The organism is Chloroherpetonaceae bacterium (assembly GCA_025056565.1).
Lineage (GTDB): Bacteria > Bacteroidota > Chlorobiia > Chlorobiales > Thermochlorobacteraceae > Thermochlorobacter.
The window spans coordinates 83229-101653 of sequence record JANWWA010000012.1; the positions used below are offsets into that span (position 1 = coordinate 83229).

At 50.1% G+C, this 18425-nt stretch carries 14 protein-coding genes; 4 read left to right on the plus strand and 10 right to left on the minus strand.

The features are described 5' to 3' along the window. Positions 1–17: 17 nt before the first annotated feature. The 3 genes from NZM05_09915 to NZM05_09925 form a co-directional block, all read right to left on the minus strand. A complete protein-coding gene (locus NZM05_09915) occupies positions 18–1007 on the minus strand; it encodes a ketoacyl-ACP synthase III (GenBank protein ID MCS7013928.1) in 990 nt (329 codons plus the stop codon). A 46-nt stretch (positions 1008–1053) separates the two neighbouring features. Further along, positions 1054–1797: a 3-oxoacyl-ACP reductase FabG gene (gene fabG / locus NZM05_09920; GenBank protein MCS7013929.1), complete on the minus strand. Its 744-nt coding sequence runs from the start codon at positions 1795–1797 to the stop codon at positions 1054–1056. Positions 1798–1882: 85 nt separating this feature from the next. Continuing rightward, the gene (locus tag NZM05_09925) at positions 1883–2575 is read right to left on the minus strand and encodes a MarR family transcriptional regulator (GenBank protein ID MCS7013930.1); all 693 of its coding nucleotides are present in this window, start codon (positions 2573–2575) and stop codon (positions 1883–1885) included. A gap of 55 nt (positions 2576–2630) precedes the next feature. On the opposite strand from NZM05_09925, the gene NZM05_09930 reads away from it, so the two are divergent. After that, positions 2631–4127 (plus strand): family 10 glycosylhydrolase, encoded by a 1497-nt coding sequence (locus NZM05_09930; GenBank protein MCS7013931.1) that lies wholly within the window; start codon positions 2631–2633, stop codon positions 4125–4127. A gap of 57 nt (positions 4128–4184) precedes the next feature. Here the strand turns inward: NZM05_09930 and pip are convergent, their stop codons facing one another. The 6 genes from pip to NZM05_09960 form a co-directional block, all read right to left on the minus strand. After that, on the minus strand, positions 4185–5156 hold the full coding sequence (gene pip / locus NZM05_09935) for a prolyl aminopeptidase (GenBank protein ID MCS7013932.1): 972 nt from the start codon (positions 5154–5156) through the stop codon (positions 4185–4187). Between the two features lie 4 nt (positions 5157–5160). Continuing rightward, complete coding sequence (locus NZM05_09940; GenBank protein ID MCS7013933.1) at positions 5161–9453, minus strand: alpha-amylase family glycosyl hydrolase; 4293 nt, start codon at positions 9451–9453, stop codon at positions 5161–5163. Between the two features lie 318 nt (positions 9454–9771). Continuing rightward, the gene (locus tag NZM05_09945; GenBank protein ID MCS7013934.1) at positions 9772–10050 is read right to left on the minus strand and encodes a hypothetical protein; all 279 of its coding nucleotides are present in this window, start codon (positions 10048–10050) and stop codon (positions 9772–9774) included. 81 nt (positions 10051–10131) lie between these two features. Beyond that, a complete protein-coding gene (gene purM, locus NZM05_09950) occupies positions 10132–11121 on the minus strand; it encodes a phosphoribosylformylglycinamidine cyclo-ligase (protein MCS7013935.1) in 990 nt (329 codons plus the stop codon). A 20-nt stretch (positions 11122–11141) separates the two neighbouring features. After that, the gene (gene lysC, locus NZM05_09955) at positions 11142–12542 is read right to left on the minus strand and encodes a lysine-sensitive aspartokinase 3 (GenBank protein ID MCS7013936.1); all 1401 of its coding nucleotides are present in this window, start codon (positions 12540–12542) and stop codon (positions 11142–11144) included. A gap of 130 nt (positions 12543–12672) precedes the next feature. Continuing rightward, positions 12673–14004, minus strand: coding sequence for a nucleotide sugar dehydrogenase (locus NZM05_09960; protein ID MCS7013937.1), 1332 nt, complete (start codon positions 14002–14004; stop codon positions 12673–12675). Positions 14005–14165: 161 nt separating this feature from the next. On the opposite strand from NZM05_09960, the gene NZM05_09965 reads away from it, so the two are divergent. The 3 genes from NZM05_09965 to NZM05_09975 are packed head-to-tail and all read left to right on the plus strand — an operon-like array spanning position 14166 to position 17997. Further along, entirely contained in the window at positions 14166–14789 is a 624-nt protein-coding gene (locus tag NZM05_09965) for an ABC transporter ATP-binding protein (protein MCS7013938.1), read from the plus strand. A gap of 8 nt (positions 14790–14797) precedes the next feature. After that, positions 14798–17179: a ribonuclease R gene (gene rnr / locus NZM05_09970; GenBank protein ID MCS7013939.1), complete on the plus strand. Its 2382-nt coding sequence runs from the start codon at positions 14798–14800 to the stop codon at positions 17177–17179. Positions 17180–17220: 41 nt separating this feature from the next. Further along, positions 17221–17997, plus strand: coding sequence for an MOSC N-terminal beta barrel domain-containing protein (locus NZM05_09975; protein MCS7013940.1), 777 nt, complete (start codon positions 17221–17223; stop codon positions 17995–17997). Between the two features lie 15 nt (positions 17998–18012). On the opposite strand, the gene NZM05_09980 is transcribed toward NZM05_09975, so the two are convergent. Continuing rightward, positions 18013–18425, minus strand: a 413-nt coding sequence (locus NZM05_09980) for a hypothetical protein (GenBank protein MCS7013941.1), incomplete at its 5' end; no start/stop codon positions are given.

Here is an 18425-nt window from a genome sequence, read left to right on the forward strand (position 1 = left end):
TTAAGGTTTGAAAAGCCTTAGTAGCGAAAAGCAGCACTTGCAAAAGCTAAACCACCACCAGAGCCGATGAAGAAAACAAGGTCGCCACGATGCACCTTGCCTTGCTCAATTGCATCGTGGAATGCCATCGGAATGCAAGCTGAGCCAGTGTAGCCGTATCGATCCATAATGGTGTGTGCCTTATGGCGCGGCACGCCGAGATTGTCCAGTGTTTGCCAGATGCTATTGATGTTGATTTGCGTAAAGAAATACTGTGCCACGTCGTTTGGCTCAATACCAAGCCGCGCACAAAGTGAGCGCGCCATTCTTGTCCACATGTCCGCATTGAGTTCTTTCGGAAACTTGCGCACAAACTTCAAAAGGTGGTCTTTTTGAGATAGGGCGCGTTCCGTGATAGGTTGATGCGTACCACCTGCATAGATGCCCATCCAGTCGTGATACTGCCCTTCGGTGAGAAGCTCGCTGGCAAGAAAGCCTCGTGAAGAATTTTTCTCGGCTTGGAGCAGCACTGCGCCCGCCCCATCAGCAAAAAGTGTAACTGTTTTCTTGTCATGCAAGTCCAAATACTTGCTCATCGCATATGCGCCAATAACAAGAACGTTCTCATAGTGCTCATCAGCGCGAATGTATTTAGCCGCGATGTCCAGCGCGGTAACAAAGCCTGCACAGGCGGTATTGACATCGAAAGTGCCAGCATGTTTAGCACCCAAGCGGTATTGGACAACCGACGCCGTTGAGGGGGAGATATACTCAGGTGTATCCGTTGCAATGATGATTAAATCAAGGTCTTCAGCAGGAAGCGAGGCACGTGCTAAGGCTTGCTTGGCAGCATGTTCACAAAGGTCAGCGGTAGATTCATTTGCTGAGCACCAATGTCGCTCCCGAATCGTGAGGTTCTGAACCAGCCAAGTGTCGACATCTTCGCCAAGCAGTTCATTGAAGTAGGAATTAGGCAAGACGCGTTCTGGCGCATAGAAGCCCGAAGAAGCAATAACCGCATTTGTCATAGTAACTGGCTAAGTTTTGCCCTGCTACGTGCGCAGCGAGCAGGTGTTATGAGATATATCCCCCATCGACACTGAGAACCGTGCCTGTGATGAACGCAGCTTCATCAGAGGCAAGGAACAGGTAGGCGTTAGCAATGTCTTCAGGTTTGCCTAATCGACCGAGTGGTGTGCGTTCCTTGACGCTGCTGAGCACCTTTTCAGGCACAGTTTGAATCATCTCCGTTTCAATAAAGCCGGGCGCAACCGCATTAACCGTAATGCCTTTTTTTCCAAGCTCGCGCGCCCAGACTTTCGTCATTCCAATCACGCCAGCTTTGCTGGCGACATAGTTTGTCTGTCCAAAATTCCCATATAGCCCGACAACCGAAGTCGCATTGATGATGCGCCCATAACCTTTTTCAACCATGAATGGAGCAACGGCTTTGACACAGTTAAAGACACCCGTGAGATTGACATCAATCACCTGTTGCCATTGCTCAGATGTCATCTTGAGCAGCGTCGCATCGCGCGTGATGCCTGCATTGTTAATGAGAATATCAATGCGTCCGAATTGCTCAACGGTGCGTTTGGCTGCCGTTTCCACAGAGGGAAAGTAAGCGACATTAACCTCCAGAAAGGTGGCGGAAAGACTTCGAGCAGCAAGGTCAGAAAGAGTAGCCTGACCTTTTTCAGGGTTAATATCCCAGAGAACAACTGTGGCGCCTTCGCAGGCAAATTTTTCGGCTGTAGCTTTGCCGATGCCCTGTGCGCCGCCTGTAATCACGGCAACTTTCTGCTCCAGTCGCCTCATAGTTAATCGGAAAAACGGTTGTGATGTCTTGCGACCGTGTTTTGTGCGTTTGGAAAATAGAAAACGCTATGGAGAAAAAAAATTACTACGAAGATTTTTTTCGCTTGCGAGCTGGGGCTTTGTCACTGGCAAGAGAAGTGTCAGTAAGTTCCGCTGTGCCATTTCCTACGCGTGGATTCGGCAAAAGAAGACTGTCGCCAAGAATATGTTGAGCTTGCACCTTTGCCCATTCGTTCAAAAAGGCTTGATGATGCTTCGACATCAGTGTAAAGAATTCTTCCATTTCAGCAAGGCGCTGACGCAATCGATCCAGTTCAGGGTCTTTGACGTGATGTGCTTCAGCACGCAGAAATTTAGCAATGCGAATGTTGTTTTGAATCATCTCGTAGTGGTTACGAAATGCGTTTTCAAAGACATTGGGCTGCAGCTCATAGTAGTCTTGTCGAGAACGAGGCGTCCAGACTTTGCGCACAAGGTTGCGCTCCACGAGTCGGCGCATAATCTGGCTAATCGGTCCTTTGCTGCGCCCAAGCTGCTTGCAGATGTCTGCCAGTGAAACAGGCTCAGGTGCAGTAAGCAACAGGCCAATAATATGCCCCATCATCTTATTGAGTCCAAAAGCATAGTAAGCGTCGCCGTATTCTCGCACTACATCACGGCGAACTTTTTCCGCATCACTTTTCGCTGATGTGGATTTACGGGAACGCATCTTACTTTGCACCGTTGAACCTGAGTCGCAAGACTCCGATGATTGTCCAAATGGTGTTGCTTTCTTCATACTGGCAAGATTGAAAAAATCCGACAAAAAATAACAAGGAAAATTGCATCTCAGTATGATGAAAATCTGGTTGGCTGGTTTGTCGCTGGCAGCGGCATCGCTGGGATTGGGTCAGTCTGAGCCGCCCAAGTGTGAGCTGCGCGCAGCATGGATTGCGACAGTCGACAACATTGATTTTCCATCGAAGAAAGGGCTACCAGCAGACTCGCAGCGAGCAGAATTTCAAGCCATGTTGGACTCGCTGAAAGCGCTTGGAATGAACGCAGTGATTGTGCAAGTACGCCCTGCCGCTGATGCATTCTATCCGAGCGAAAAAGAGCCTTGGTCGGAGTGGCTGACAGGCGTGCAAGGCAAAGCACCTGAGCCTTACTACGACCCTTTGGCATTTATGATTGAGGCAGCGCACAAACGCAATCTGGAGTTTCACGCTTGGCTCAATCCCTACCGTGCTGTCTTCGACATTGATTCATCAAGCATTGCGCCTGACCACATCACGCGCCGAAAGCCAGAGTGGTTTTTCCAATACGGCAAAAAGACATACTTCAATCCCGGGCTGCCCGAAGTGCGCGAGTATATCGTAGGGATTGTCGCCGACCTTGCCCTGCGCTACGACATTGACGCTGTGCATTTCGATGATTACTTCTACCCCTATCACATTCCGGACCAGCCTTTCCAAGCCGATACGGCAACTTTCCGCACCTACTCTAATGGCTTTGCTTCAATTGACAACTGGCGGCGGCATAATGTGGATTTGCTCATTGAAGCAGTGCATCTGAAACTAAAAGCCATCAAACCAAAGGTCAAATTTGGCATCAGTCCCTTTGCGGTTTGGCGCAATCGCAAAGATGACAAGAAAGGCTCTGACACAGAAGCGGGACAACCAACGTACGACTATCTCTACGCTGATGTGCGCAAGTGGCTGCAGAAGGGCTGGATTGATTATGTAGCGCCACAACTCTACTTCGCAATCGGTTTCAAGAAAGTACGCTATGACGTAGTGCTGAAGTGGTGGAGCCAAAACTGCTTTGGCCGGCATCTCTACATTGGGCAAGGTGCATACCGCATCGGACGCGATTCGCTCTGGAAAAATCCCTCTGAAATGCCGAATCAGCTGCGGCTAAATCGGAAAAATCCCATCGTAAAGGGTAGCATTTATTTCAGTGCAAAATCGCTGCTCAGAAATCCATTAGGTATTGCCGATACCTTAAAGCGTAGTTTCTATGCGACGCCTGCTTGTGTGCCACCCATGCGCTGGAAAGATGCCGTGCCGCCCAATCCGCCAAGAAATCTGGTGGTAACGAAAGCCGACACGACCTTTATGCTCTCGTGGGAAAAACCAAAGCCTGCACGCGATGGCGATACAGCCACATACTTTGCAGTCTATCGCTTCAGCGAAAAGGAAAAAGTAAAGCTCAGTGACCCGCGCCGCATTGTGGCTCTCCTTCGTGATACGGTCTGGCATAGCACGGCTCAAAAGAGCGGTGTCTATGCAGTAACTGCCTTTGACCGTTTGCACAATGAAAGCAAACCAGCAGTGCTGCTTCTTAAATAAAGCGCCTAGCCTTACCGACTTTTAGCAGTGTGAGAGCAAAGCAAGTAGCGAAGGGGGTTAGTCCATAGGCAAATGCAGAAAGCGGTCAGTAGCTTTCACAAGCTCACTGCGAATACCGGGCTCGCTGGCTGCATGACCTGCGGCCGGCACAAAAATCAGCTCAGACTTTGGGAGTGCTTGGTGCAGTTCCCACGCTGAAATAGGTGGGCAAATCACATCATAGCGGCCTTGCACAATCACAACAGGCAAGTGCTTGATGCGGGTTGCACGGCGCAAAAGTTCATCATCACGCTTAAAAAAGCCTTTGTGGACGAAATAGTGGCATTCAATTCGAGCAAAAGCAAGCGCAAACTGGTCTTCAGAAAAACGAGCGACTTGCTCTGGGTTCGTTTGCAGCTTGCTCAGTTTGCCTTCCCACAGACTCCAAGCTTTGGCAGCAGCAAGGCGCACGCGCGCATTAGGGCTGGTTAGACGCTTGTAGTAAGCAGCCACCATATCGTGCCGCTCTTTGGGCGGAATCGGGGCGAGGTAGTCTTGCCACGCATCGGGGAAAAACCAGTTCGCACCTTCTTGGTAAAACCAGCGAATTTCTTTTTCACGCAAAAGAAAAATGCCACGCAGAATCAGTCCTGTGCAGCGAGAAGGATGCGATTCCGAATACGCTAAGGCTAATGTGCTGCCCCAACTGCCCCCAAATACAACCCATCGCTCAATACCTAAATGCTCACGCAATCGCTCAATATCTGAGACCAAGTCCCAAGTTGTGTTTTCACGGAGTTCAGCAAAGGGCGTGCTGCGCCCGCAACCACGTTGGTCGAAGAGCACTACACGCCATTTCTTTGGATTGAAATACTGACGATGTTGCGGTTCAATGCCACCACCTGGCCCACCATGCAAAAACACCACAGGCTTGCCTTTCGGATTGCCCACCTCTTCGTAGTAAATCGTGTGCAGGTCCGAGACTTTCAAAAATCCCGTGCGATACGGCTCAATCGGTGGATACAGCTCACGCAGCGCTGGTTGAGCCAATGCACTACTTGCCTTTCTTGCTGCTTTTGCCACGAGTGGTCTTCGAGGTTGAAGTTGACGAAGCCGATTTTGACGATGTGGACTTTGCAGAAGTGGCTTTCGGTGAAGCCGTTTTTGCTGATGGAGCACGAGAGGCTTTCTTGGGAGCAGCTTTGATAGCCTCAGTAGCTTTTGTGGCTGAAGCCTTTGCAGGTGAAGCTTTTGCAGACTTTGCGGAAGCGGCTTTCGTGCTGTCGGAAGTAGAGACAGCCTTCTTTGCAACTGTTGCCGCACGCTCACTGACGCTCGGCTTGGCAGAACTTGGCACAGTAGGCGACTGAGCTTTGGCTGAACTGACTTTGCGACTGCGACTTACAATTGGCTGAGCTAGTGAAGGCGCTGTTTGAACCACTGTACGTGAAAGCAAGGCGGCTTGGTCAGCTTCTGCCTTTTCAGCAAGTTTTTCAGCTGCAGACTTGCTTTTCACAACTGTGGGCGCAGCAGGTTGTTCGGGCGCGGGTGCAACGGTAGAAGGCATGGACCTTGCTACCCCATCGCCAGCGGCTTCTTGCGGAGCAGAGGCTGGGCGTGAAGCACGAGTGGAGCGCTTCTTTCCCTTCGTCTCTGAGAGAGTTGCGCTCAGCTCTGAAGTGATGGGGCTTTCTTCGGCGGCAGAGACCTTCTTGGCACGCGTGCGTTTAGATGAGCTTGGGGCAGCAGCCGACGCAGCGACTTTCTTTCGTGTGCGAGCGGTTTGTGCAGGCGTCGGTGTAGGTGATTCTGTCTCGGCAATAGGTGCCTCAACGCTTTCAAGAATTTCAATCGAGAGGGTTTTCAGAAATTCTCGCAAGCGGTAGCCACACTGTTCGGCATCTATGGCAAGCTGCTGCAGCACGCCGTAACGCGCGCCAAATTTTTCACGCAGGGCAGGCGTGAGCTGGATGTCTGCTTCTGCCAAGTCTTCCACAGCAGAAACGAGGTAAAATGCATTAGCTAGCACCAGAAATCGCTCACGGTTGAAATACTCTACGCCCTGAAATTCATTCACGCCAAGAAAATGGTCAGCGGTGCGACTCTCTATCAAACCCTTGAGCGTCAGCCGTAGGTCACGCGTCTCGCCTGTATAGCGCTCGCGTTCGACCAGCAGGCGAATCAGCTCGGCTTCGGTGCGCGCACGTGCTTCATCTTGTTCCTGCTGGGTAAGCGACTGCACGATAAATTTTTCCAGCCGCCAATCTTGCACTACATTAAGGTGAATGTCGACGGCAGTCTGCCGCACGGCGTCCAAGTGCTGCACAAAGAGCCAGATGAGCATGGCGCGCCACGCTGAGTCAGGGCGGTGGTCTGCTGGCAAAAGCTCACGAAAGACAGTTGTCCATTCATCCGCAAGCGTAGATTCTAAGTGTGCCAGCGTCATGAGGGCGATGTAGCGCTTTGCGCTTTGCTCAACGAAACGTGTCTCACCCCCGATATGGTTTTCAACCGCATCTTTTGCTAGTAAAATCGCATTAAGCTTTTCCTTGAAGAGCGCAACCGATTGGTGATGAATTTTGCCGTATAACCACCCTTGCATCAGCTCTCGCAGCACTTCAGGCTCAATTGCGCTGGCAAACGCTTGATGCACAGGACGGAGGCTAAGGTGCATGACTTCATCTTCAATGGAGGGCACACCTTGACCATTAAGCAGGCGCGCAAGTTCATCATAGGGTTTCAGCCGCGTAGGAATCACTTCACGGAAGTCTAAGAAGACAGCATACTTGTAAGCATGCAGCTCAAAATACATTCCTTTTTCGGCCAGCTCTGTATTGGCACGAATGAACTCCAAGCCTGAAATGAAGTCTCGAAAAATCGTATAGGCTTTTGGATTGGGTGAGATGCCTAAGCCCTCTGCCAGCGTGCGCTGCACGAGGCGACCATTTTCCAAGAACGCAACAGAGGTGCGAATCCAGCCACGTGTGGTGGCAAACTTATTGTGGTAAATCACCAACGCGCGTTCTTCACCGTAACGATTGCTAAATGCAAAGACATTTTCATCAACCTTACCCTCTGGTGTAAAAAAGTCGTAGAGGTAAAAGTTATCGACTTCGGCAAAAAGGTAACGGCGTTTTAGCAGTGGAAAAATCTCACGCTCGTGTCGAGCAATGAGATATTCATCAGGCGTTTCGTTGTAGTAAGCGCGGGCGTATTCCATTCCATATCGCTCCGAGAAACCTTCAATTTGTCCGTGCGCAAACATCGGTAGCCCGGGCATCGTAACCATCATCACACAGACGCCGAAGTACTTATCATCTTTGCCAAATTGCTGCACAGCGGTCTCTTCATCTGGATTGCTCATAAAGTTGACGTAGCGCTTCAAGATGCGGGCGTCGTACTCCAGCGTATTTTTGATTAGCGTGCGGTACTTGTCATTTTCTTCTTTTTTGAACATATGCATAAACGCGCTGTTATAGACGCGATGCATACCCAAAGTGCGCACGAAGTAACCTTCCAGCAGCCAGAAGGCCTCAGCCAAGAGAAGCGTGTCAGGCACTTCGGCTTGAACGCGGTCTACAACTTCACGCCAAAATTCCACAGGCATCAGGGCATCGAACTGCTCTTTGGTCATTGCAAAAGCAGCACGAGAGGGAATTGCGCCACCCTTGCCCGGTTCAGGAAACCACAAGCGCTGAATATGCTGCTTGGCTAAGACCATTGCTGCATCAAAGCGAATAATCGGAAAGAGCCGTGCCACATGCAAAATCGTTTGAATGACGGCTTCGCGAACTTCGGACTTGAGGAAGTTAAGCTGGGCGGTATCGTTCCACGGCATATTAGTGCCATCATTGCCGTGATAGATGTATCGGACATCGCCTGTCCATCGATCCAAGCGAGCGAAGACAACGGCTGCATCGGTTTTGCGCCAGTAGCCATCTTCAATAAAAATGCCTACGCGTTCATCACTGGAAAGATCGGGACCGTAGAAGGTGTAGTTCGGGAACGGTGGATAGTCAATGGAAATAAACCAATCGGGGTGCTGAATCACCCAGCGGGAGTCAATGCCCGTGTGATTGGGCACCATATCGCTAGCAAGGCGAATGCCGTAGCGACGTGCACGCTCACGCAAGTTGAGCAGTGCTTCTGTGCCGCCTAACTCGCGAGCAATTTCGTAGTCGTAAATCGAGTAGGCTGAGGCAATTGCGTCCGTATTGCCGTTCAGGTGCTTGATACGCTTTGAGGCAACGCTGCGCTCCCACACACCAATCAGCCAGAGACCTGTAAACCCGCGCCGTGAAAGCGTAGCCAGCTCTTCATCAGGAATTTGGTCCAGGCGCGTAATCGGACGCTGGTATTTCTTCGAGAGCTGGTCAAGCCAAACGTAGGTGTTTTTTGCAATGAGCACCAGACGCGGCATCCAATTAAGGTCAGGGCTGAATCCCTCAGGTGCTTCTTCTTGGGCAGAGTAAGTTGGGACGGGTGGAGTTTCTTTTTCACCCCAGCCGAAGAATGGCACTGGACGAACATCAGCAGGCACTTTCGCTTTATCGGCAGCTGCTTCTTCCAGCATCTTGAAATATTTGCCCTCTTCCTTGATGACATCAATAGCGAAAAGCAGTTTCTGCAGAAAAGGTGAGCCAGCCAGAAGACTTTCCCACTTGGTCAAAATGTAGGTGAGCTGACCCATAAGTGAGTTTGGCGAGGCGGCAATCGGCGCAAAAAGCAGCTTGAAGAGAGATTGGTTTTCAGGGCCAAAGCGTGGCTGAGTTTCAAAGAAGTTATCGACTTGCGTAATCGCGCTGCTATAAATCGTCTCAGCGCGCAGCGTTGTGTCATCAATTAGCTCGTGAATGGGCTTAAAGGCAGGGTTTTCATTTTCAATGTAAAGCAGCATCATTTCTTCAAGTACGATGCTGCGATTTGGAGTTTGGGCGCTGTAGCCCTGTAGGTATTGCTCAACGCTTTCTTCATTGCGATAGACACGCTGGGCAGGAAAGTCGTAACCAAATCGCAGAAGAAAATTTTGCAGATCACTGCTGCCAAGCGTGATTTTGAGATAATTATCGCATTTCTGGAAGGCTTGCGGGTTGCGGTCGCGCTCATAGATGCGCACAACAAAGTGATAAATCTCGTGAATCAGTCCCATTGCATACAGGTCAGAGGCTCGAACAAGGTCGCTTTCAGGACGAGCAGCCGCGCGCCGTACCTCATTGATGCGCTCCGTGAAAGCTTGCACAGCGCGATAGTTCTCAAAAAGCACATCGCCGCGCAGGGTAAAGAACGTGTCGCTGAATTGATAGGTATCACGGGCTTTTCTGGAAAGGTGAAATTCGTAGACTGCCATACTGATGTCAGTTTTATGCCTTCAAATGAAACACAAAGATAAAAAAATAGCTGAATGCAGATGTGGCTAAAATGGGTTAAAGCCGCTTGAAGGGCACCTACGCCGTAAACCTCTGCACGCCTAACCTAAGCTGCCAGCGGAAGGAGACAGGAGAGGTTAAAACTTCCAAACACTCAGAAACTAAAAAAGGGTGGAAAACCACCCATGAATAACTGGGACAGATTGAACTGAAGAATCAGAAAGAAGAAACTTTGCTTGAAGTGGGCGGAAATGCTAGTAGAGCCAAACACACTACAAAGCAGCTTGATGTGCAGAAAATCAGCGACGCGTTTTGTATATGGTCTCACCCCACTTTTCTAAGAAATCAGGACGGTCGACCTCTTTCAGAGCTGCTAATGGAATATCAATCGTGCTTTTGTCCATAAACCGCACGCGAAAGCCCCCAGCATCTTCAATGGATTCAAGCACACGGTCGTAGAATGCTTCGCCCTTGTAGGCATCGAGGTGAAAGGCCATTTCGTAGCGTCCAAGCGGATACTTCGTCTTGAGCTTTCGGACAGCCTCGAGAATGCGAGCTTCAATGCTTCCAGGAAACATACTCGTTCCAAATTTATGGTTTTGGGTAGGCAAGTGCGCAAATATAAGGAAAGTTGGCTAATTCAAGTGAGGGAGCAGGGGTTAGGCGCAAATTACTTCGCCAATAAGCCAAGCTGATTCACCACTGGCTTGAAAGTGTCGAAGCAAACGCTCAGCTTCGCTGGGTGAAGCAATAAGAACAAGACCCACGCCCAAATTAAAGGTGCGGCGCATATCATCGTCAGGCACATTCCCTTCTCGCTGAATGAGTTGAAAGATGGTGGGAATTGTCCAAGCCTGCCAATCAATATGAAGAGCCAGACCCTTTGGAATCACACGCATGGTGTTGCTCACAAGACCGCCACCTGTAATGTGCGCTAAACCCTTAATGGTGTATTGAGAAAGCAGAGGATAAATGACAGGGTAATACGATCGATGAATGCGTAAGAGGGCCTCACCAATTGTGCAGCCTAATGCATCTACGTATTCGTGCAAGCGGTGCTCAAAGATTTTCCGTGCAAGCGAATAGCCGTTGGTGTGCAAGCCTGTAGAAGCTAAGGCAATCAGCACATCACCAGCAACAATCGATTCACCTGTGATAAGGTGCTCTTTTTCAGCAATACCGACAATCGTGCCAGCAAGGTCAAAATCGCCTTCAGCATACAACCCGGGCATTTCGGCCGTCTCGCCGCCAATGAGGGCACAATCATTCTCCTTGCAAGCTTGAGCAATGCCCGAAATAACCGATACGGCGTCGTCAGGGTGCAACTTGCCAGTAGCGTAGTAGTCCAGAAAGTAGAGAGGTTTTGCGCCACAGACCAGAATGTCATTGACACAGTGATTGACAAGGCACTGACCGACGGTATCGAACTTGCGCAAGGCAGCGGCGACTTTAAGCTTGGTGCCGACGCCATCGACGCTGGAAACCAGCACAGGACGCCGAAAGTTAGAGAGATCCAGCTCAAAGAAGCCACCAAACGCACCAATCTCCCCTAAGACACCTTTGGTGAAAGTTGATTTAGCCAGCGGCTTGATGCGGCGCACCACTTCATCGCCAGCGTCAATATCCACTCCTGCTGACTTGTAGTTCATCAGAGAAAAATGCTAAGCGGCTAAGCGAAAATAGCGTTTTCTTTCACTTCGGAGAAAAACTCACGGTGCAAGGCACGCACAGCAGCCGGCGCATCTTGTTCAGCCACCACGAAGCCAATATTAATCTCCGATGCGCCTTGCGAAATCATCTTGATGTTAATGCCAGCCTCAGCCAATGTTGAGAAAATGCGCCCAGCAACACCTGGTGCAGCGCGTAGATTGTCACCCACCACGCAGATAATAGCCACATCACGCTCAACCTCTACCTCAGCAATAGTTTCCAGCTCCTTGATAATCCGTTCAAGGTTGGTGGTGTCGCCAATCGTGAGCGAGATGGACACTTCGCTGGTAGAAATCATATCAATTGGCGTTTGCGCATCGGCAAACACACGTGCGACTTTGTAAAGAAAGCCGTAAGTGTCTAGCATCTGAGTGGAGGTCAAGTTAATGATGACTTGACCTGTTTTATGCGCAATAGATTTCACCATGCCGTCAAACGATTGGATAGATTGCGTGATGAGTGTGCCCTCTATGTGTGGGCGTTTAGAGTTCAAGACATAAACTGGAATGTTCTTCTGCACCGCAGGGCGAATGGTTGAGGGGTGCAAGACTTTTGCGCCAAAGTAGGCTAATTCAGCCGCTTCACGGAAAGTCATGACTTTAAGTCGCTTGGCGTTTGGCACAAGTCGCGGGTCGCAGGTCATCACGCCATCCACATCTGTCCAGATTTGAATGCTCTCTGCATCAAGTGCAGCGCCGAAAATAGAAGCAGAGTAGTCTGAACCGCCGCGCCCAAGCGTGGTAGTCTGTCCTACCAGCGTTGCACCAATGTAGCCTTGTGTAACCACGACCTTGCCTGCTTGCAGCAGCGGCAAGACTTTTGTTTGTGCGCGAGCACGCACCTCATCGTCAAGAGGCTGTGCTTTTCCAAAATGGTCATCGGTGATGAGCACCTCGCGCGCATCCAGCCAAGCCGCAGGCAAGCCTGCTTCCTGCATAGCTTGCGCCAAGATGAGCGAAGAGAAAAGTTCGCCGTTTGCGGCAATACTGTCCATCAGGCGTGGCGTAAGCTCACCAATCACCGTGAGCGCTCTAATGATGCTGGACAGCTCCTCGAAAAGCTCTGAAAGCTGAGCTTGCAGCAATGCAGTGTCGCCTGAAAGTAAATCCGCAATCACCTGCTGGTGATGTGCTTTGATGGCTTTAAGTGCTTCACGGCTCTCGGTCTTCTTGCCAGAAGCGGCAAGCTGCCCTAGCGCAAAAAGCTGGTTGGTAATGCCAGCGCAAGCACTGGTTACCACCAGTGGTGCAGCTTTGCCTGATTGCTGCGAAAGCAGGTGCTCGCGCCGAACAATCTCAACAACATTGCGCATCGCAGCGGCATTTTCAACCGAAGTGCCGCCAAATTTCATCACGACCATTTTGAACACCCAGTGATAAGCTCTGCAAAAAAAATTTAGCCGCAAAGGTAATCAAAACTTGCGATTTTTATGCATCGCAGGGCAGCGCTGTTACGAAATTCTGTAGCAGAGGTTGCATTGCTACACGGTGCTACTTTCCATCACCTAACAGCACAATCTTTTCACGGTGGTGCAGAACGGCTTTGGTAGCATTGCGCGTGTCAATAATGCGCTTGGATTCACGCACAATCATCTCGTAATCAAATGCGCTGTGGTCTGTTGTGATAATGACGATGTCCGCTGCATTAAGCGTTTCCTTCGTGAGAGGCGAGGCGTGCATTTCAATCACTGTGCCGTTTGTTGTATGTTCTCTGAAATGTGGCACGTGTGGATCGCAGTAGGAAATATGCTGAGCGCCTTCCTGCATAAGAAGTTCAATCACCTTGATAGCAGGAGAGTGGCGAATGTCATCTACGTTTTTCTTGAAAGCCACGCCTAAGAAAAGGTAGTGCGCATGCTCAATGGTTACAGGCATACGAGCAACTTCTTTCATAATCATATCGCGCACATAAAACGGCATACTCTCGTTGGTCTCGGCGGCAAGGGTGATAAACTTGGTCTGGAAATCGTAGGCACGTGCTTGCCAAGCAAGGTAGTAGGGGTCAATCAGGATGCAGTGCCCACCAATACCAGGACCTGGATAGAACGGCATAAAGCCGAAGGGTTTGGTGGAAGCAGCTTCAACCACCTCCCAGATATTGATGCCGCCCATTCGGTCACAGAGCATCGCCATTTCATTGACAAGCGCAATGTTGACGCTGCGAAAAATGTTCTCGAGCAATTTTTCCATTTCAGCCACACGGGGCGAAGAGACAATATGCACGCTGGCGACGATTTGCCTATTTGCCAGTGCAGCTAGTTCCGTGCAACGAGGCGTAACGCCCCCAACAACAATAGGTGTATTGCTGGTATTCCACTTCGGATTGCCTGGGTCAATGCGCTCAGGTGAAAAGGCTAAATAGAAGTCCTCACCCACTTTCATTCCAGTACGCGCCAGAATCGGAAGCACATAGCCCTCAGTGGTATTCGGGAAAGTAGTGGATTTGAGGATAATGAGCTGCTCTTTGCGTAGGTGCTGAGCGATGGATTCCGAAGCGGAGAGAATGTAGGAAATGTCAGGCTCTTTGTTAGCCGTAAAAGGCGTGGGCACGCAGATGTAAATCACATCGCACTCACGAACACAGGTGTAACTATCAGTTGCTTTAAGCCCGTTTCGTCTGGCTTCGGCAAATTCCTCAGCTTTAATGTCTTGGATGTAGTTTTTATCTGAATTGATGGCACCGACTTTGCGCTTATCCAAGTCGATGCCAATGGTGCGAAAGCCTTTGCGAGCAAATTCAACGGCAAGGGGCAGACCGACATACCCCAAGCCAACAACGCCGATGACAGCGGATTTATTCTCGAGTTTTTCTTTGAGTGACATTGGTGCTGGTTCAATAAAGCGCAAAGATAGAAGATTCAGCGGAATTGTGAAGGCGCAGAGCACATGTTGTGTGATACGCTGCAGCGCCTCTCAACTGAGAAGAGCACGCTGACTTTTTGTAGTCGGCAATTTTATCTGTATCTTCCCGCTTGTTTCTCGGAATGGTGATAGCCGCCAGAGACCTCAAGAAAACTTACGACCGCGTCCCCGTCTTTGAGCATCTTTCGTTTGAAATATGTTCTGGTGAGACGCTCGGTATTCAGGGACCAAACGGAAGCGGAAAGTCAACTTTGATGAAGTTGATTGCTGGCGTAGCGACCCCGACCAGCGGCACGGTGAGTTACTTGCAAAACGGTATGCCAATTGAGAAAACAGAGCAAATCCGTTACATTGGGTTTGTGGCGCCGTATCTCCAGTTTTACAGTGAGCTGACAGGATTGGAAAATGTGCTATTCTCTCTGCGTGCCAGAGGCATAATGCCTGATATGAACCGAATTAAATCGCTCTTCGAACACTTTGCGCTAAGCACTGCATACCAAAAGCGAGTTCAGACCTACTCCTCTGGAATGCTACAGCGTCTTCGATTGGTGCAAGCCTTTGCCGCTAACCCCCCTGTTTGCTTGTTGGACGAGCCTACGGCGACCCTCGATGAATCTGGCGTAGCCCTGCTCTGGCAGTATCTGGATGGCTATCGCAAAGATGCGATTTTGATTGTTGCCAGTAACGATGCCCGTGATTTTGCTCGGTGCACGCAAATGTTGCGTATAGAGGATTTCAAGCCCTGAGAAAAGCTATGCCGAAAAAACGTCGTCGCCATAAGAAAACATCACAAAGTGCACCACGTCGCCCCCGTCCCGACGATATGGTGCGCGTGAAGGATTTTCTCATTCGTCAAGGTGAAAAGACAACCGCCGCAGAAATCCTAACCTTTTTAGCAGAAAACGACCAACAAGCCTTTCGCTCACGCGAGATTGCAAGCGCCTTAGGGTATCTCTCAGATGAAGACCTGCCCGGCTTCTGGTATGTGTTGCACAAGCTACACGAAGAAGGGGCACTCGATAAAGATGCAGAGCGCCGCTACAGCCTTGCAAAAGGTGTGGCACCCTTGCCAGATGTCATTCGTGCCCGTCAAGAATTAGCCGTAGATGCCAAAACCAAAGTTGCACCATTTGTCCCTCCGCCAAAGCAACGATACAAAGTAGGAGAGGTCTATGAGGGCACACTCAAAACCAACCCAAGCGGCTATGGACTGGTCAGTGTGGAAGGCTATGAAGATGAGATTTTTGTGCCTGCAAGCGAACTGCGCAGCGTCTTAGACGGCGACCGTGTAAAAGTGCGCATTACGCTAGCGCCACTGGAAGTCAAAGCCGACCGTGAGTCATTCTCGCGCCGCTTTGAAGGAAAAATCATTGAGGTCCTCGAACACACGCGCACAGAGCTGGTTGGCGTGCTGAAACGGCGCAACAAAGCCTTCCAATTTATTCCTGATAGCAACCGCATTCTGCCAGAAGTCTTTGTCTCACTCAAAGACGCCAAAGGTGCAGAAGATGGCGATAAGGTGGTGCTAAGCAAACTGAAATTCCAAGACGACCACACGCTCACTGGCAAGGTCAAAGAGATACTTGGGCGAGCAGGTGATTCATCTGTAGAAGTGCTTTCTATTGCGCGCTCGCTGGGCATTGATGCCACCTTCCCAAAAAGTGTACTTGACGAAGCCAATGCTCTAAGCGATGAAATTAGCGATGAAGACCTTGAAGGTCGGCTTGACCTGCGCGATAAAATCGTCTTTACTATTGACCCATATGATGCCAAAGACTTCGATGATGCGCTCTCCATTGAACAACTGGATGATGGGCACTACCTCGTAGGCGTCCACATAGCCGATGTGTCGCATTATGTTCGAGAGGGCACAAAGTTGGATGCTGAAGCCCAACGCCGCTCTACTTCGGTCTATCTTGTTGACCGTGTCATTCCAATGCTACCCTCCAACCTCTCCGAGAATATCTGCAGCCTAAATCCGCATGTCGATCGATTGGCTTACTCAGTGCTCTTCACAATGACGAGCTACGGTAAGGTGATGGATTACCGTATTGAGAAAACCGTGATTCACTCACGAAGGCGATTTACTTACGAGGAGGTGCAGGCTATCCTTGAAGCAGGCGAGGGTGAATTTTATGAGCAGATTGAAGCATTGCATCGATTAAGCAAAATTTTGAACAAAGAGCGCTTTGCGCATGGCTCAATTGATTTCGATACCGAAGAGGTAAAGTTCAAGTTAGATGCAATGGGCAGACCGATAGAAGTGGTTCGCAAAGTGCGCCTCGATAGTCATCGCTTAATTGAAGAATTTATGCTGCTGGCTAATCGAACCGTAGCAAAGCATATCGCTGAGCACTTTCAGACTGAAGAGCTGGGCTACCCAAGCATTTACCGTGTTCACGACGCACCAAATCCTGAAAAAATCAAGGCGCTTGCAGCCTTTGTGAAACGGTTAGGCTATAACCTTGAAATCAAGAAAAACGCATTCAACAACGAAACTGCCACTTCACAAGCCCTGCGCAAATTGCTGATGGATGTCAAAGGCACATCGGTAGAAACAATAGTCTCCGAACTGGCGCTGCGAGCAATGGCAAAAGCCGTCTATTCACCTAATAACATCGGGCACTATGGATTGGCATTTGACTTTTACACGCACTTTACCTCGCCCATTCGCCGCTATCCTGACCTTGTGACGCATCGCTTGCTGTATGAATATGAAACGCTGCGCAAAAATCGTCGCAGGCTGTCTAAGCAGCGACTTAAAAAGCTTAATGCACTCATTCCAGCAATTTGTGACCACGCCAGCGAGCAGGAACGCAATGCAACTGAGGCAGAGCGAGACTCAATTAAGCTCAAACAAGTGGAATACATCTCTGACCACATTGGCAATGTCTATACAGGCGTGATTTCAGGCGTAACGGACTTCGGCATTTATGTTCGCTTGATTGATATGGGCGTCGAGGGAATGGTGCATATTAAGACTATGCTAGACGATTATTACGAGTTTGACGAGCGCACATACTCGCTGGTTGGCAAGCGTTTCCACCGTCGCTACCAACTGGGTCAGACGGTGCGTGTCAAAGTGCATGCCGCCGATACCCGACGCCGCACGATTGATTTTCTTTTGGTGAACTGACGCAGTGCAAGACAACAATTCGCTCAGACGTCGCAGAGAAGATGCCAGTCTTAGAACGCATTTTGATTTACCCGATTAAGTCGCTGGATGGCGTTGGGACTAAATCAGCAAAGCTTGTGGAAGGCGGTGCACTGCAATTTGACCGCAAGTTCGCTCTGGTAGATGAAAATGGGCTTTTTGTGAGTGCCAAACGCTTTCCGCTGATTCATCGCTTGCGCGCAGAGTTTGACCTGCAAGCCTGCACCGTTACCCTAACCGCACCGCACCAGTCGCCTTGCACCTTTGACTTGTGCGGAAGCCTTGGGCACTTAGAAGACTTTTTTAGCAGCTACTTTGGCTTTCGAGTGCGCCTTGTGCAAAATTCCGCTGGCGGTTTTCCAGACGATACAGACTGCCCTGGACCAACGATTGCAGCACGTGCGACCTTTGCGCATCTGACGAAGTGGTTTCCAGACCTGTGTGTGGAAGAGCTGATTCGGCGCTTTCGAGCAAACTTGATTCTAGGCGAGGCAGAAGCATTCTGGGAAGACCGTTTAGTCGGCTCTGAAGGCGAAGGCGTGCGCTTCCGCATTGGGGAAGTGATTTACGAAGGTTGGAAACCTTGCGCACGCTGCGCTGTGCCAACGCGTAACACACTAACAGGTGAAAGCGATGCCCGCTTTCAGCAAATTTTCTCAGAGCGGCGCCAAAAAGAATTACCAATCTGGGCAGAACCAAGCCGCTTTACACACTTCTATCGCTTAGGCGTCAATACACGGGCAGCAGCACAAGAAATTGGCAAGACTTTGCACGTCGGCGACCCTGTAGCCTTGTTGTAGCTTATTGCTACAGAGCTATGCCTTTTTAATGCCTCGCAGCATCTGAACGACTTCTTGAAGATGATGCTCAAGGCCACTGTGCGAGCCAACGGCAACAACAATAAGCACGCGTTTCTTTGGCGTGTAGATAAGCTCAAGGCGCATTTCAACAGGCGTGCCATCATGTGTGCCCGTGCCACCAAACCCCCAAGCAGGCATACCGTCAATTGCAAAATCGTCGTGCGTTTTATCGAACTTGGCATCTTGCACCACACTGCGGAGGTCATTCGTCAATGATTCCAAAGTGTGTTCAAAGTCAGATGCACTGGCAATAATGTAGCCAACATACACTTCACCGTCTGGGCTGGTTGCAGAGAGTGTATTATTACGCGTCTCGACTTTCCAGTCATCTGGCACCCACACCCTAACGCCAGCAACACGATGTGTAT

Bases quoted from the DNA above. Each gene is read 5' to 3' on its own strand.
- NZM05_09925 (MCS7013930.1), bottom strand. From the start codon at position 2,575: ATGAAGAAAGCAACACCATTTGGACAATCATCGGAGTCTTGCGACTCA.
- NZM05_09965 (MCS7013938.1), top strand. From the start codon at position 14,166: ATGGTGATAGCCGCCAGAGACCTCAAGAAAACTTACGACCGCGTCCCC.
- purM (MCS7013935.1), bottom strand. From the start codon at position 11,121: ATGAACTACAAGTCAGCAGGAGTGGATATTGACGCTGGCGATGAAGTG.
- NZM05_09930 (MCS7013931.1), top strand. From the start codon at position 2,631: ATGATGAAAATCTGGTTGGCTGGTTTGTCGCTGGCAGCGGCATCGCTG.
- NZM05_09915 (MCS7013928.1), bottom strand. From the start codon at position 1,007: ATGACAAATGCGGTTATTGCTTCTTCGGGCTTCTATGCGCCAGAACGC.
- NZM05_09960 (MCS7013937.1), bottom strand. From the start codon at position 14,004: ATGTCACTCAAAGAAAAACTCGAGAATAAATCCGCTGTCATCGGCGTT.
- NZM05_09945 (MCS7013934.1), bottom strand. From the start codon at position 10,050: ATGTTTCCTGGAAGCATTGAAGCTCGCATTCTCGAGGCTGTCCGAAAG.
- fabG (MCS7013929.1), bottom strand. From the start codon at position 1,797: ATGAGGCGACTGGAGCAGAAAGTTGCCGTGATTACAGGCGGCGCACAG.
- NZM05_09940 (MCS7013933.1), bottom strand. From the start codon at position 9,453: ATGGCAGTCTACGAATTTCACCTTTCCAGAAAAGCCCGTGATACCTAT.
- rnr (MCS7013939.1), top strand. From the start codon at position 14,798: ATGCCGAAAAAACGTCGTCGCCATAAGAAAACATCACAAAGTGCACCA.
- lysC (MCS7013936.1), bottom strand. From the start codon at position 12,542: ATGGTCGTGATGAAATTTGGCGGCACTTCGGTTGAAAATGCCGCTGCG.
- NZM05_09975 (MCS7013940.1), top strand. From the start codon at position 17,221: ATGCCAGTCTTAGAACGCATTTTGATTTACCCGATTAAGTCGCTGGAT.